Source organism: Pseudomonas sp. DTU12.3, assembly GCF_004124275.1.
Lineage (GTDB): Bacteria > Pseudomonadota > Gammaproteobacteria > Pseudomonadales > Pseudomonadaceae > Aquipseudomonas > Aquipseudomonas helmanticensis.
On record NZ_CP027218.1, the window covers coordinates 5,775,116 to 5,790,000 of the forward strand.

Genomic DNA, 14,885 nt, shown 5'->3' on the forward strand with positions numbered 1-14,885 from the left:
GCAATCCTGCCCCGCTCTCGATTCGCGTCACGTGTTATTCGGTTTCCAGATCGATATCGATGCCGAGGGAACGAATTTCCTTGATCAACACGTTGAAGGACTCGGGCATGCCCGGCTCCATACGGTGATCGCCATCCACGATGTTTTTGTACATCTTGGTACGGCCGTTCACATCGTCCGACTTCACTGTGAGCATTTCTTGCAGAGTGTAAGCAGCACCGTATGCTTCCAGTGCCCAGACCTCCATCTCCCCGAAACGCTGACCACCGAACTGTGCCTTACCACCCAGCGGCTGCTGGGTAACCAGGCTGTACGAACCGGTAGAACGCGCGTGCATCTTGTCGTCTACCAAGTGGTTCAGCTTCAGCATGTACATGTAGCCAACGGTAACTGGACGCTCGAACTTGTTGCCGGTACGGCCGTCAGTCAGCTGCATCTGGCCGCTTTCCGGCAGGTCTGCCAGTTTCAGCATGGCCTTGATTTCGCTTTCCTTGGCGCCGTCGAACACTGGGGTGGCCATTGGAACACCGCCACGCAGGTTCTTCGCCAGATCCAGGATTTCCTGATCGGAGAAGCTGTCCAGATCTTCGTTACGACCGCCGATCTGGTTGTAGATCTCGTCCAGGAAGGTACGCAGTTCAGCGACTTTACGCTGCTCTTCGATCATCCGGTTGATCTTCTCGCCCAGACCTTTGGCCGCGAGGCCCAAGTGGGTTTCAAGGATCTGACCAACGTTCATACGCGAAGGTACGCCCAGCGGGTTGAGAACGACGTCGACCGGGGTGCCATTGGCATCGTGCGGCATGTCTTCAACCGGCATGATCACGGAGACCACACCCTTGTTACCGTGACGACCGGCCATCTTGTCGCCCGGCTGGATGCGGCGACGGATTGCCAGGTAAACCTTGACGATTTTCAGCACGCCTGGAGCCAGGTCATCGCCCTGCTGCAGTTTGCGCTTCTTGTCTTCGAACTTGTCGTCCAGCAGACGGCGACGATCAACGATGTAGGCTTGAGCCTTCTCGAGCTGCTCGTTCAGAGCATCTTCAGCCATGCGCAGTTTGAACCACTGACCATGCTCAAGACCGTCGAGTACTTCGTCGGTGATGTCCTGACCTTTCTTCAGACCAGCGCCGCCTTCAGCCTTGCGGCCTACCAGAGCGGAACGCAGACGTTCGAAAGTCGCGCCTTCAACGATACGGAACTCTTCGTTCAGATCCTTGCGGATCTCGTCGAGCTGAGTCTTCTCGATCGACAGTGCACGAGCATCACGCTCAACGCCGTCACGGGTGAAGACCTGTACGTCGATGACCGTACCTTTGGTACCGGTAGGTACACGCAGGGAGGTGTCTTTAACGTCGCTGGCTTTTTCACCGAAGATGGCACGCAGCAGTTTTTCTTCCGGAGTCAGTTGGGTCTCGCCTTTCGGAGTGACCTTACCGACCAGGATGTCGCCTGCGCCAACTTCAGCACCTACGTAAACGATACCGGCTTCGTCCAGCTTGTTCAGTGCAGCTTCACCCACGTTAGGGATGTCTGCAGTGATTTCCTCTGGCCCAAGCTTGGTGTCACGTGCCACACAGGTCAGTTCCTGAATGTGGATCGTGGTAAAGCGATCTTCTTGAACAACTCGCTCCGACAGGCAGATGGAGTCTTCGAAGTTGTAACCGTTCCAGGCCATGAACGCGATGCGCATGTTCTGACCCAGCGCCAGCTCACCCATGTCAGTGGACGGGCCGTCAGCCATGATGTCGCTGCGCTGAACCCGATCACCTTTACGCACCAGCGGACGCTGGTTGATGCAGGTGTTCTGGTTGGAGCGCGTGTATTTGGTCAGGTTGTAGATGTCGACACCAGCTTCACCGGTTTCAACTTCGTCATCAGCAACACGAACCACGATACGGCTGGCATCAACGGAGTCGATCACGCCGCCACGACGAGCCACGACGCAAACGCCGGAGTCACGGGCTACGTTACGCTCCATGCCGGTACCGACCAGCGGCTTGTCAGCGCGCAGGGTTGGTACAGCTTGACGCTGCATGTTCGAACCCATCAACGCACGGTTGGCGTCATCGTGTTCGAGGAACGGGATCAGCGACGCTGCAACCGAAACTACCTGCTTCGGCGATACGTCCATCAAGGTGACGTCTTCCGGCGCCTTGACGGTGAATTCGTTCAAGTGACGAACAGCTACCAGTTCGTCGATCAGCATTTTCTTGTCGTTCATCGTGGCCGAAGCCTGAGCGATCACGTGATCAGCTTCTTCGATGGCAGACAGGAACACGATCTCGTCGGTGACCAGAGCGTCTTTCACCACACGGTACGGGCTCTCGAGGAAGCCGTACTGGTTAGTGCGAGCGTACGCAGCCAAGGAGTTGATCAGACCGATGTTCGGACCTTCCGGCGTTTCAATCGGGCATACACGACCGTAGTGAGTCGGGTGTACGTCACGAACTTCAAAGCCTGCGCGTTCACGAGTCAGACCACCAGGGCCGAGTGCGGAGACACGACGCTTGTGGGTGATCTCGGACAGCGGGTTGTTCTGGTCCATGAACTGCGAGAGCTGGCTGGAACCGAAGAACTCTTTCACCGCCGCAGCCACTGGCTTGGCGTTGATCAGGTCTTGCGGCATCAAGCCTTCGCTTTCAGCCATCGATAGACGCTCTTTGACCGCACGCTCAACACGTACCAGGCCAACGCGGAACTGGTTCTCGGCCATTTCGCCTACGCAGCGAACACGACGGTTACCCAGGTGGTCGATGTCATCGACGATGCCTTTACCGTTACGGATGTCGACCAGAGTCTTCAGTACCGCGACGATGTCTTCCTTGCACAGCACGCCCGAACCTTCGATCTCGGTACGACCGATACGACGGTTGAACTTCATCCGGCCGACCGCAGACAGGTCATAGCGCTCAGGGCTGAAGAACAGGTTGTTGAACAGGGTTTCGGCAGCGTCTTTGGTTGGTGGCTCGCCCGGACGCATCATGCGATAGATCTCGACCAGCGCTTCCAATTGGTTGCTGGTGGAGTCGATCTTCAGCGTATCGGAGACGAACGGACCGCAGTCGATGTCGTTGGTGTACAGAGTTTCGATGCGAACAACGCCGGACTTGGCAATTTTTGCCAGGACTTCAGTGTTCAGCTCGGTGTTGCACTCTGCCAGGATTTCGCCGGTAGCCGGATGCACGATGACCTTGGCGGTAGTGCGACCGAGGACGTAGTCCAGAGGCACTTCCAGGGTCTTGAGGCCGGCTTTTTCGATCTGGTTGATGTGGCGCGCGGTAATACGGCGGCCAGCTTCAACGATGACTTTGCCTTTCTCGTCCTGAATATCCAGAACCGCAATTTCACCACGCAGACGCGAAGCAATCAGTTCCAGGCTGAGGGTTTCGCCGCTCAGGTGGAAAACGTTGGTGGTGTAGAAAGCGTCCAGCACTTCTTCAGTGGTATAGCCGAGCGCACGCAGCAGTACCGATGCCGGCAGCTTGCGACGACGGTCGATACGCACGAACACGCAGTCTTTCGGGTCGAACTCGAAGTCCAGCCACGAACCGCGGTAAGGAATGATGCGCGCGGAGTACAGCAGTTTGCCGGAGCTATGCGTCTTGCCGCGGTCGTGGTCGAAGAACACGCCCGGGGAACGGTGCAGCTGGGAAACGATTACACGCTCGGTACCGTTGATTACGAAGGTACCGTTCTCAGTCATCAGGGGGATTTCACCCATGTAGACTTCTTGCTCTTTGATGTCCTTGATCGCTTTGTTCGACGATTCTTTGTCGAAAATGATCAGGCGCACTTTTACCCGCAAAGGTACGGCGAAAGTTACACCGCGCAATACGCATTCTTTGACATCAAATGCCGGTTCGCCCAGGCGATAACCGACGTACTCCAGCGCAGCATTGCCGGAGTAGCTGATGATCGGGAAAACGGATTTGAAGGCCGCATGCAGGCCCACGTCGCGGAACTGATCTTTAGTCGCTCCCGCTTGCAAGAATTCACGATACGAATCCAGCTGGATGGCCAGGAGGTAAGGCACATCCATGACGTCCGGCAACTTGCTAAAGTCCTTGCGGATACGTTTTTTCTCAGTATATGAGTAAGCCATCAGCGTTCCCCAGCTTGGTCACCTGCTTGTTTGGCCCCTCCCGACGGGAGCAGCCAGAAAATCGTGCAAACCCCATGGTTTGCGCCACCGCATCGGGTGGTTACAGCGCCTTTATCAGCACCGACCCAGTCGGCTGCCAATAACGGAAAAAGGCCGGTGGCAAGAGCCACCAGCCATCAGCCTGTCGCTTGACGCTCGGGCTGGAGGTGCAAAGTCGAAAGTTACTTAACTTCGACTTCAGCGCCTGCTTCTTCCAGCTTCTTCTTCGCGTCTTCAGCAGCTTCTTTCGAAACGCCTTCAGCGATAACCTGAGGAGCGGTGTCAACCTTCTCCTTGGCTTCTTTCAGACCCAGACCGGTCAGTTCACGTACAGCCTTGATCACGTTGACTTTCTTCTCGCCAGCGCCTTTCAGGATAACGTTGAACTCGGTTTGCTCTTCAACAACAGCGGCAGCAGCAGCTGGACCAGCAGAAGCAGCGGCAGCGGATACGCCGAACTTCTCTTCCATTGCCTTGATCAGCTCAACGATTTCCAGAACCGATTTTTCGCCGATTGCGTCGATGATTTGTTCGTTAGTCAGAGACATGACTTATTTCCTGAATTGGGGGGATAGCCTGGAGGCCATCGAAATAAACAAAAATACGCGAGAGAGGAAACGCTCAGCCTTAGGCTGCAGCAGCTTCTTTCTGGTCGCGAAGTGCCGCCAGAGTACGAGCCAATTTGCTGGTAGCGCCTTGAATCACGCTCATCAGCTGAGAAATTGCTTCGTCACGGGTCGGCAGGCTTGCCAGAACGTCGATCTGATTAGCTGCGAGGAACTTGCCCTCGAACGCAGCTGCCTTGATCTCGAACTTGTCCTGACCTTTAGCGAACTCTTTGAACAGACGAGCAGCAGCGCCCGGGTGTTCGTTGGAGAATGCGATCAAGGTCGGGCCGGTGAACACGTCGTTGAGAACACTGTATTCAGTGTCAGCAACAGCGCGCTTGAGCAGGGTGTTACGTACAACACGTACGTAAACGCCAGCTTCACGAGCCTCTTTACGGAGTCCGGTCATTGCGCCTACTGTTACGCCACGTGCATCAACCACGACAGCGGACAGAGCGACTTTGGCAGCCTCGTTGACTTCAGCGACGATGGCCTTCTTGTCTTCGAGATTAATTGCCACGGGTTTAACTCCTGCTTGTTACCGTTTCATTCGATCGAAACCGAATGTCGTTTTGGTGTCTGATTCGGTAAGGAACCGGGAGCACCATCTGCGTAGGCTGGTGGTTTAAGACTTGCGTCGCCTACGGTCTTGGATAGCCCCCGCCAGGCAGGGACCCCAATATTTCAACTGGCGCGAATAATCGCGCCAATTTTTGTCTTACGCGTCCAGCGAGCTCTGGTCGATAACCAGACCTGGGCCCATGGTGGTGCTCAGGGTAACGCGCTTGACGTAGATACCTTTCGAGGAAGCTGGCTTGATACGCTTCAGATCAGCGATCAGGGCTTCAACGTTTTCCTTCAGCTTGACGGCGTCGAAGCCCATCTTGCCAACGGAAGTGTGAATGATGCCGTTTTTGTCGGTGCGATAACGAACCTGACCAGCTTTAGCGTTCTTGACCGCAGTAGCTACGTCTGGAGTTACGGTACCAACCTTAGGGTTAGGCATCAGACCACGTGGGCCGAGGATCTGGCCCAGTTGACCTACAACGCGCATGGCATCCGGGGATGCGATCACTACGTCATAGTTCAGGTCGCCGCCTTTCATTTCGGCAGCCAGGTCGTCCATACCTACACGGTCAGCGCCGGCAGCCAGAGCGGCCTCGGCAGCTGGACCCTGGGTGAACACAGCAACGCGAACAGTCTTGCCAGTGCCGTGCGGCAGCACAGTAGCGCTACGAACAACCTGGTCGGATTTACGCGGGTCTACACCCAGGTTTACAGCAACGTCAAACGACTCGCTGAACTTGACAGTCGACAGCTCGGCCAGCAGGGCAGCGGCGTCTACAATGTTGTAGGCCTTGCCCGCTTCGATTTTGCCGGCGATAGCCTTTTGACGCTTGGTCAGCTTAGCCATTACACACCCTCCACGTTAAGGCCCATGCTACGAGCAGAACCGGCGATAGTACGCACGGCTGCATCCATATCAGCTGCAGTCAGATCCGCGTTTTTGGTTTTCGCGATTTCTTCCAGCTGAGCACGGGTAACAGTGCCAACCTTAACGGTGTTCGGACGAGCGGAACCGCTGGTCAGACCGGCCGCTTTCTTCAGCAGAACCGAAGCAGGGGTGGATTTGGTTTCAAAAGTGAAGCTACGGTCGCTGTAGACAGTGATGATCACTGGAGTCGGCAGACCTGCTTCAAGACCCTGAGTACGGGCGTTGAAAGCCTTGCAGAATTCCATGATGTTCACGCCGTGCTGACCCAGAGCAGGACCAACAGGTGGGCTTGGGTTAGCCTGAGCGGCCTTCACTTGCAGCTTGATGTAAGCGGTAATTTTCTTGGCCATGAGGCACTCCAATTACGGGTTCGAACGCCTCGAAAGGCTCCCCGGTTACTTGCGCGTTTATCCCAGTGACGACAAAACCCCACAGCCTAGGGCTGCGGGGTTGGGATGCTTGTCCAGTTAGACCTTTTCGACCTGACTGAACTCCAACTCTACCGGGGTAGAGCGACCGAAAATGAGCACTGCCACTTGGATCCGGCTCTTTTCGTAGTTAACTTCTTCAACGACGCCATTGAAATCAGCAAATGGACCATCATTGACTCGCACCGTTTCACCTGGCTCGAAGAGCGTCTTCGGCTTAGGCTTGTCGCTACCATCAGCAACACGACGCAGAATTGCTTCCGCCTCTTTATCGGTGATTGGTGCAGGCTTATCAGCAGTACCGCCAATAAAACCCATCACCCGAGGTGTATCCTTGACCAAGTGCCAAGTACCCTCATTCATATCCATCTGAACCAGCACATAGCCTGGAAAGAACTTTCGTTCGCTTTTGCGCTTCTGGCCATTACGCATTTCAACCACTTCTTCAGTGGGAACCAGAATCTCGCCGAAGCCATCTTCCATGCCAGCCAGCTTTACGCGCTCGACGAGCGAGCGCATTACATGCTTCTCGTAACCCGAGTAAGCATGCACAACGTACCAACGCTTAGCCACGGGACACCCTTAGCCGACAATCAAGGAAACAAGCCAGCCGAGCAGGGAATCAAGCCCCCACAACAGCAACGCCATAACCAGAACAACAGCCACCACAATAAGGGTGGTCTGCGTGGTTTCTTGGCGAGTTGGCCACACGACTTTACGAATTTCGGTGCGAGCTTCCTTAACCAGTACAAAGAAAGACTTGCCCTTCGCTGTCTGCAAGCCTACAAAGGCAGCTACAGCAGCAATGGCCAGCAATGCGAGTACGCGGTACAGGATCGGCGAAGCAGAGTAATACTGATTGCCAACAACGCCAACAACCACCAAAGCGACTACTACAAGCCACTTGAGCAGATCGAAGCGAGAGCCTTGAGCTTCAGCTTTAGGAGTCATCTATGAAGATCCTGTGAAAAGAAAGCCAGACACACCAAGTGAATCTGGCAGGTCAGGAGGGAATCGAACCCCCAACCTACGGTTTTGGAGACCGTCGCTCTGCCAATTGAGCTACTGACCTAAAACAAAATCAGGCCGACCATTATGCCGGCCTGAAAAAGACATTACAACAACTTACTCGATGATTTTGGCTACGACACCAGCGCCGACGGTACGACCGCCTTCACGGATAGCGAAACGCAGACCATCTTCCATCGCGATGGTTTTGATCAGGGTAACAGTCATCTGAATGTTGTCACCTGGCATTACCATTTCAACGCCTTCTGGCAGCTCGCAGTTACCAGTCACGTCAGTCGTACGGAAGTAGAACTGTGGACGGTAGCCTTTGAAGAACGGAGTGTGACGACCGCCTTCTTCCTTGCTCAGAACGTAAACTTCTGCAGTGAACTTCGTGTGCGGCTTAACCGAACCCGGCTTAACCAGAACCTGACCACGCTCAACGTCGTCACGCTTGGTACCACGCAGCAGAACGCCACAGTTCTCGCCAGCACGACCTTCGTCGAGCAACTTGCGGAACATTTCAACACCAGTGCAAGTAGTAACGGTGGTGTCACGCAGACCAACGATTTCCAGCGGATCTTGAACACGAACGATACCGCGCTCGATACGACCGGTCACAACAGTACCGCGACCCGAGATCGAGAATACGTCTTCGATTGGCATCAGGAACGGCTTATCGGTGACACGAACCGGTTCTGGGATGTAGCTATCCAGAGTCTCAACCAGCTTCTTGACGGCAGTGGTGCCCATCTCGTTGTCGTCTTTGCCTTCCAGAGCCATACGAGCCGAACCGATGATGATTGGAGTGTCATCGCCCGGGAAGTCGTAGGTGGACAACAGGTCGCGAACTTCCATCTCGACCAGCTCCAGCAACTCAGCGTCGTCTACCAGGTCAGCCTTGTTCAGGAAAACCACGATGTACGGAACGCCAACCTGACGGGACAGCAGGATGTGCTCACGGGTCTGCGGCATCGGACCATCAGCGGCCGAGCAAACCAGAATAGCGCCGTCCATTTGAGCAGCACCGGTGATCATGTTCTTCACATAGTCAGCGTGACCTGGGCAGTCAACGTGAGCGTAGTGACGAATTTTCGAGTTGTACTCAACGTGCGCGGTGTTGATGGTGATACCGCGAGCTTTCTCTTCTGGGGCGCTGTCGATCTTATCGAAATCAACGATTGCCGAACCGAAAACTTCGGAGCAAACGCGAGTCAGAGCAGCAGTCAAAGTGGTTTTACCGTGGTCAACGTGACCAATGGTCCCAACGTTGACGTGCGGCAGGGAACGATCAAATTTTTCCTTAGCCATCGATATCACCCTTAACAGAAGAATTGAGCAAACAACACTAGCCATTAAAACAAAGGCAGATATTTTCATATCTGCCTTGTTATATGGAGCTCTTGAGCGGATTTGAACCGCTGACCTCACCCTTACCAAGGGTGTGCTCTACCAACTGAGCTACAAGAGCGAAACACTTTGCACAACCTGCAAACTTGGAGCGGGTAGCGGGAATCGAACCCGCATCATCAGCTTGGAAGGCTGAGGTTCTACCACTAAACTATACCCGCGGAGCTTGCAGCTCACGCTTAAATCTGGTGGAGGGAGAAGGATTCGAACCTTCGAAGTCGTAGACGTCAGATTTACAGTCTGATCCCTTTGGCCGCTCGGGAACCCCTCCTAATCAGGCCGGCATTCTATACTATGCCAAACCCCTGTCAAGCATTTTCTCATTTAAAAACCTGAGGTTAGCTGCGTTGACATCACCTCACTTTGAAAACCTGTTTGGGTCTTCGCTGTGGAGCGGGCGCCATTCTATGCAAACTATTCGACAGGCGCAACCCCCTCACACAGCATTATTTTATGTTTTAACTCATTGAATTCCTTGGAAAGGTTCTGCAGTTGCACATCCCCTAACAAACGCTGGCTCTCAGGTGCAACAGACAGCCAATAACCGGCTCCTGGAGCATCCTTCGACGACGGCTGTACATTAACGCCCATTTCAGCCAAACGTTGCTGCAGCGCCGAAATCGACTCCTGTCGAGAGAAACCGCCCAGAAAGAGACACTCCTGACGCCGCACGCCCTGCTTCTCCCTACCGTCACCGGTCGTCTCGCTCAGCAAGCGAATATCCTGCTGCGACCCCCGATACAAACTAAGAGGCGTCACGTCCTTTGCCCGCAACGGCGCCTCCTGCTGATGCCAGACATAATAAAAAACATTGAGAACCAGAAGCAGGAGGAACAACCAACGCATACAAACCTCAGGACAAAGGACACGCCATAGCCAACCCCACAAACACCAGGTCGGGAACGATTCTGGCCTCGGGAGCAACACCTGCAACCAAATCGGCGTCACCACCGGTTATAAAGACAGCGAAATCAGCACCCCAATAGGAGCGCGCCATTTCCAGCTGCGTCAGAACGAACCCACGCAACATCAATGAACACCCACGCTCTACCGCCTCAACGGTAGTCCGCCCTGGTGCGTTGCTGGACAGCGCCCGCTCGGCAGCCAAATCCCCATAACGAATCTTTCGGGTATGAGTACGCAGCTGGTTACGCATCAACGGCATTCCAGGACAAATAAAGCCCCCCAGATGCTCGCCATCAGCCGCGATGAAATCTGCGGTTACCGCCGTACCGAAATCGAGTACCAGGCACGCGCCTCCTGAAGCGAGGTGAAACCCGCCCAGCATCGCCAGCCATCGATCAAGCCCAAGGCGCTCGTAGTCTTCGTAACCATTTCTAACACCAGACATTTCACGAGCGGACTCCGCGCGAATCACCGAAATACCGAACTCCCGCTCGATAATGTCGATCAGCGCGCCGGTTTCTTCGCCAGTCCTCACACTGACCAAGCGACATTTGCCCAGGGAAAGCCGATCAATCGCTCGCAAACTCTCAAGCAGCGCCAAATCCGAGTCGACCACCCCTTCGGAGATCAGGCCGCCAACCGCGGCATTCAGCACACGCCATTTTATAAAACTGTTCCCGCAGTCGAGCTCAAGAATCATCACGCAACCTCAGGCTCAGCTCACCACCACTAAATACTTTTTCCACGCCATTCACCCTCAAGCGCAGAGCACCTTGATTGTCGATTCCGAGCACTACGCCATCTATATGGTTGGTACCAGCAATCAATGACACCGATCGCTCCTGCCACAAGTGATTCGCCTCCCATTCCTCCCGGAGAACCGAAAATCCACCCGCCTGATGACGCTGAATGTAGGTGTCCAGCTGCTTACTCAGCTCGGCCACCAAGGCATTTCGATCGCAGTTATTGCCAGACTCAAGTCGAATCGAGGTCCATTGCTGATCGACCTCATCAGCAGTCTGCATATTCACATTGATACCAATCCCCAGCACCACATGACAGACATCCGCCGGGTCGCCAATAAGCTCAAGCAGAATGCCGGCGATTTTTTTGTTACCCACCAAGACATCATTGGGCCACTTCAAACCGGCATTTACCACGCCAAAGCTCCGCAAAGTCTGCATCACAGCCAACCCTACAACAAGGCTGAGCCCTTCGAGCTGACGCATTCCACCATCGATTCGAAGAACAAGGCTGTAATATAAATTTTCAGCAAACGGACTGACCCATTTACGACCTCTGCGGCCGCGACCGGAAACCTGCCGCTCAGCAAGCACCAAAAACGGTGCTGAATTGCCTTGGCCAATAGAGCGCAATGCTTCGGCATTAGTCGAGTCGACCGAGTCCAGAACGGTCACCGGCCAATTCGGTGCCATTGTCGATATCTTTAAAGAGTCGAGCAGCATCAATGGCGATGCCAACTGATAACCCCGCCCCCGGACTTTATGGATAGACAAGCCGAGTTCAGCCTCAAGATGCTGAAGCTGCTTCCATACTGCACTTCGACTTATTCCCAGGGCCTCGCCCAGATCCTGACCGGAATGGAAACGACCATCCTTCAGAAGATTCAACAACGTCAGCATGCAGGTCTCGCCTCACAATGAGGCCCGAATAATAGCCATGCCCCGAGCCGTTGCATAGAAATCAAGCAAGCGCTTTTCTTGCGGGCAAAACAAAACCCCAATTGCTTTCGCAATTGGGGTTTCGGAATTTAATCTTGACGATGACCTACTCTCACATGGGGAAACCCCACACTACCATCGGCGATGCATCGTTTCACTGCTGAGTTCGGGATGGGATCAGGTGGTTCCAACGCTCTATGGTCGTCAAGAAATTCGGGTACTGAGTCGTGGCCGGACGGCCTCGCTTCAGCAAATTGGGTATGTGATAGCTTTCGGTGTTTGTGAACATCGAACTTTCGGTTCGTTTCGTCTTCACACACCGCAATCTGGTCTCTCTCGCTTTTCAGCTTGGAGCATGCAAATTGCTTGGGTGTTATATGGTCAAGCCTCACGGGCAATTAGTATTGGTTAGCTCAACGCCTCACAGCGCTTACACACCCAACCTATCAACGTCGTAGTCTTCGACGGCCCTTCAGGGAACTCAAGGTTCCAGTGAGATCTCATCTTGAGGCAAGTTTCCCGCTTAGATGCTTTCAGCGGTTATCTTTCCCGAACATAGCTACCCGGCAATGCCACTGGCGTGACAACCGGAACACCAGAGGTTCGTCCACTCCGGTCCTCTCGTACTAGGAGCAGCCCCTCTCAAATCTCAAACGTCCACGGCAGATAGGGACCGAACTGTCTCACGACGTTCTAAACCCAGCTCGCGTACCACTTTAAATGGCGAACAGCCATACCCTTGGGACCGGCTTCAGCCCCAGGATGTGATGAGCCGACATCGAGGTGCCAAACACCGCCGTCGATATGAACTCTTGGGCGGTATCAGCCTGTTATCCCCGGAGTACCTTTTATCCGTTGAGCGATGGCCCTTCCATACAGAACCACCGGATCACTAAGACCTACTTTCGTACCTGCTCGACGTGTCTGTCTCGCAGTCAAGCGCGCTTTTGCCTTTATACTCTACGACCGATTTCCGACCGGTCTGAGCGCACCTTCGTACTCCTCCGTTACTCTTTAGGAGGAGACCGCCCCAGTCAAACTACCCACCATACACTGTCCTCGATCCGGATAACGGACCTGAGTTAGAACCTCAAAGTTGCCAGGGTGGTATTTCAAGGTTGGCTCCACGCGAACTGGCGTCCACGCTTCAAAGCCTCCCACCTATCCTACACAAGCAAATTCAAAGTCCAGTGCAAAGCTATAGTAAAGGTTCACGGGGTCTTTCCGTCTAGCCGCGGATACACTGCATCTTCACAGCGATTTCAATTTCACTGAGTCTCGGGTGGAGACAGCGCCGCCATCGTTACGCCATTCGTGCAGGTCGGAACTTACCCGACAAGGAATTTCGCTACCTTAGGACCGTTATAGTTACGGCCGCCGTTTACCGGGGCTTCGATCAAGAGCTTCGCGTTAGCTAACCCCATCAATTAACCTTCCGGCACCGGGCAGGCGTCACACCCTATACGTCCACTTTCGTGTTTGCAGAGTGCTGTGTTTTTAATAAACAGTCGCAGCGGCCTGGTATCTTCGACCGGCATGAGCTTACGGAGCAAGTCCTTCACCCTCACCGGCGCACCTTCTCCCGAAGTTACGGTGCCATTTTGCCTAGTTCCTTCACCCGAGTTCTCTCAAGCGCCTTGGTATTCTCTACCCAACCACCTGTGTCGGTTTGGGGTACGGTTCCTGGTTACCTGAAGCTTAGAAGCTTTTCTTGGAAGCATGGCATCAACCACTTCGTGTTCTAAAAGAACACTCGTCATCAGCTCTCGGCCTTAGAATCCCGGATTTACCTAAGATTCCAGCCTACCACCTTAAACTTGGACAACCAACGCCAAGCTGGCCTAGCCTTCTCCGTCCCTCCATCGCAATAACCAGAAGTACAGGAATATTAACCTGTTTTCCATCGACTACGCTTTTCAGCCTCGCCTTAGGGACCGACTAACCCTGCGTCGATTAACGTTGCGCAGGAAACCTTGGTCTTTCGGCGTGGGTGTTTTTCACACCCATTGTCGTTACTCATGTCAGCATTCGCACTTCTGATACCTCCAGCAAGCTTCTCAACTCACCTTCACAGGCTTACAGAACGCTCCTCTACCGCATCATCCGAAGATGATACCCGTAGCTTCGGTGTATGGTTTGAGCCCCGTTACATCTTCCGCGCAGGCCGACTCGACTAGTGAGCTATTACGCTTTCTTTAAAGGGTGGCTGCTTCTAAGCCAACCTCCTAGCTGTCTAAGCCTTCCCACATCGTTTCCCACTTAACCATAACTTTGGGACCTTAGCTGACGGTCTGGGTTGTTTCCCTTTTCACGACGGACGTTAGCACCCGCCGTGTGTCTCCCATGCTCGGCACTTGTAGGTATTCGGAGTTTGCATCGGTTTGGTAAGTCGGGATGACCCCCTAGCCGAAACAGTGCTCTACCCCCTACAGTGATACATGAGGCGCTACCTAAATAGCTTTCGAGGAGAACCAGCTATCTCCGAGCTTGATTAGCCTTTCACTCCGATCCACAGGTCATCCGCTAACTTTTCAACGGTAGTCGGTTCGGTCCTCCAGTTAGTGTTACCCAACCTTCAACCTGCCCATGGATAGATCGCCCGGTTTCGGGTCTATTCCCAGCGACTAGACGCCCTATTAAGACTCGCTTTCGCTACGCCTCCCCTATTCGGTTAAGCTCGCCACTGAAAATAAGTCGCTGACCCATTATACAAAAGGTACGCAGTCACCCAACAAAGTGGGCTCCCACTGCTTGTACGCATACGGTTTCAGGATCTATTTCACTCCCCTCTCCGGGGTTCTTTTCGCCTTTCCCTCACGGTACTAGTTCACTATCGGTCAGTCAGTAGTATTTAGCCTTGGAGGATGGTCCCCCCATATTCAGACAAAGTTTCTCGTGCTCCGTCCTACTCGATTTCATGACTAAGAGATTTTCGCGTACAGGGCTATCACCCACTATGGCCGCACTTTCCAGAGCGTTCCGCTAATCTCAAAGCCACTTAAGGGCTAGTCCCCGTTCGCTCGCCACTACTAAGGGAATCTCGGTTGATTTCTTTTCCTCAGGGTACTTAGATGTTTCAGTTCCCCTGGTTCGCCTCTTGCACCTATGTATTCAGTACAAGATAACCATCTTATGATGGCTGGGTTCCCCCATTCAGACATCTCCGGATCAAAGTCTGTTTGCCGACTCCCCGAAGCTTTT

Annotated in this window: 11 protein-coding genes, 4 tRNA genes and 2 rRNA genes (1 of these 17 cut by a window edge); all 17 read right to left on the reverse strand. The window is 53.9% G+C overall.

Annotated elements, in window-relative coordinates; translation table 11 throughout:
• Window positions 1-34: 34 nt before the first annotated feature.
• Window positions 35-4,108 carry a DNA-directed RNA polymerase subunit beta gene (gene rpoB, locus C2E19_RS26625; protein ID WP_129395733.1) on the reverse strand — a complete coding sequence of 1,358 codons (4,074 nt, stop codon included), beginning with the start codon at window positions 4,106-4,108 and terminating at the stop codon, window positions 35-37.
• Between the two features lie 221 nt (window positions 4,109-4,329).
• The gene (rplL, locus tag C2E19_RS26630) at window positions 4,330-4,695 is read right to left on the reverse strand and encodes a 50S ribosomal protein L7/L12 (RefSeq protein ID WP_053124318.1); all 366 of its coding nucleotides are present in this window, start codon (window positions 4,693-4,695) and stop codon (window positions 4,330-4,332) included.
• 79 nt (window positions 4,696-4,774) lie between these two features.
• A complete protein-coding gene (gene rplJ / locus C2E19_RS26635) occupies window positions 4,775-5,275 on the reverse strand; it encodes a 50S ribosomal protein L10 (RefSeq protein WP_007916479.1) in 501 nt (166 codons plus the stop codon).
• A gap of 198 nt (window positions 5,276-5,473) precedes the next feature.
• Window positions 5,474-6,169 (reverse strand): 50S ribosomal protein L1, encoded by a 696-nt coding sequence (gene rplA / locus C2E19_RS26640; protein WP_007916481.1) that lies wholly within the window; start codon window positions 6,167-6,169, stop codon window positions 5,474-5,476.
• Window positions 6,169-6,600 carry a 50S ribosomal protein L11 gene (gene rplK, locus C2E19_RS26645; protein ID WP_003228756.1) on the reverse strand — a complete coding sequence of 144 codons (432 nt, stop codon included), beginning with the start codon at window positions 6,598-6,600 and terminating at the stop codon, window positions 6,169-6,171. The genes rplA and rplK overlap by 1 nt, the downstream gene beginning before the upstream one ends.
• Window positions 6,601-6,717: 117 nt before the next feature.
• Window positions 6,718-7,251 (reverse strand): transcription termination/antitermination protein NusG, encoded by a 534-nt coding sequence (gene nusG / locus C2E19_RS26650; protein ID WP_007916492.1) that lies wholly within the window; start codon window positions 7,249-7,251, stop codon window positions 6,718-6,720.
• A 9-nt stretch (window positions 7,252-7,260) separates the two neighbouring features.
• A complete protein-coding gene (gene secE, locus C2E19_RS26655) occupies window positions 7,261-7,629 on the reverse strand; it encodes a preprotein translocase subunit SecE (RefSeq protein ID WP_009045851.1) in 369 nt (122 codons plus the stop codon).
• Window positions 7,630-7,674: 45 nt separating this feature from the next.
• A tRNA-Trp gene (locus tag C2E19_RS26660) sits at window positions 7,675-7,750 on the reverse strand.
• A gap of 53 nt (window positions 7,751-7,803) precedes the next feature.
• Entirely contained in the window at window positions 7,804-8,997 is a 1,194-nt protein-coding gene (gene tuf, locus C2E19_RS26665) for an elongation factor Tu (protein ID WP_053124324.1), read from the reverse strand.
• An 84-nt stretch (window positions 8,998-9,081) separates the two neighbouring features.
• Window positions 9,082-9,157, reverse strand: a tRNA-Thr gene (locus C2E19_RS26670).
• A gap of 26 nt (window positions 9,158-9,183) precedes the next feature.
• Window positions 9,184-9,257, reverse strand: a tRNA-Gly gene (locus C2E19_RS26675).
• A 25-nt stretch (window positions 9,258-9,282) separates the two neighbouring features.
• Window positions 9,283-9,367 (reverse strand) — tRNA-Tyr (locus C2E19_RS26680).
• Window positions 9,368-9,510: 143 nt separating this feature from the next.
• On the reverse strand, window positions 9,511-9,942 hold the full coding sequence (locus tag C2E19_RS26685) for a hypothetical protein (RefSeq protein ID WP_129395734.1): 432 nt from the start codon (window positions 9,940-9,942) through the stop codon (window positions 9,511-9,513).
• Window positions 9,943-9,949: 7 nt separating this feature from the next.
• Entirely contained in the window at window positions 9,950-10,702 is a 753-nt protein-coding gene (locus C2E19_RS26690; protein WP_129395735.1) for a pantothenate kinase, read from the reverse strand.
• Entirely contained in the window at window positions 10,692-11,645 is a 954-nt protein-coding gene (gene birA / locus C2E19_RS26695; RefSeq protein ID WP_129395736.1) for a bifunctional biotin--[acetyl-CoA-carboxylase] ligase/biotin operon repressor BirA, read from the reverse strand. The genes C2E19_RS26690 and birA overlap by 11 nt, the downstream gene beginning before the upstream one ends.
• Window positions 11,646-11,777: 132 nt before the next feature.
• A 5S ribosomal RNA gene (gene rrf / locus C2E19_RS26700) occupies window positions 11,778-11,893 on the reverse strand.
• A gap of 168 nt (window positions 11,894-12,061) precedes the next feature.
• Window positions 12,062-14,885 (reverse strand): 23S ribosomal RNA (locus C2E19_RS26705) (it continues 70 nt past the right edge of the window).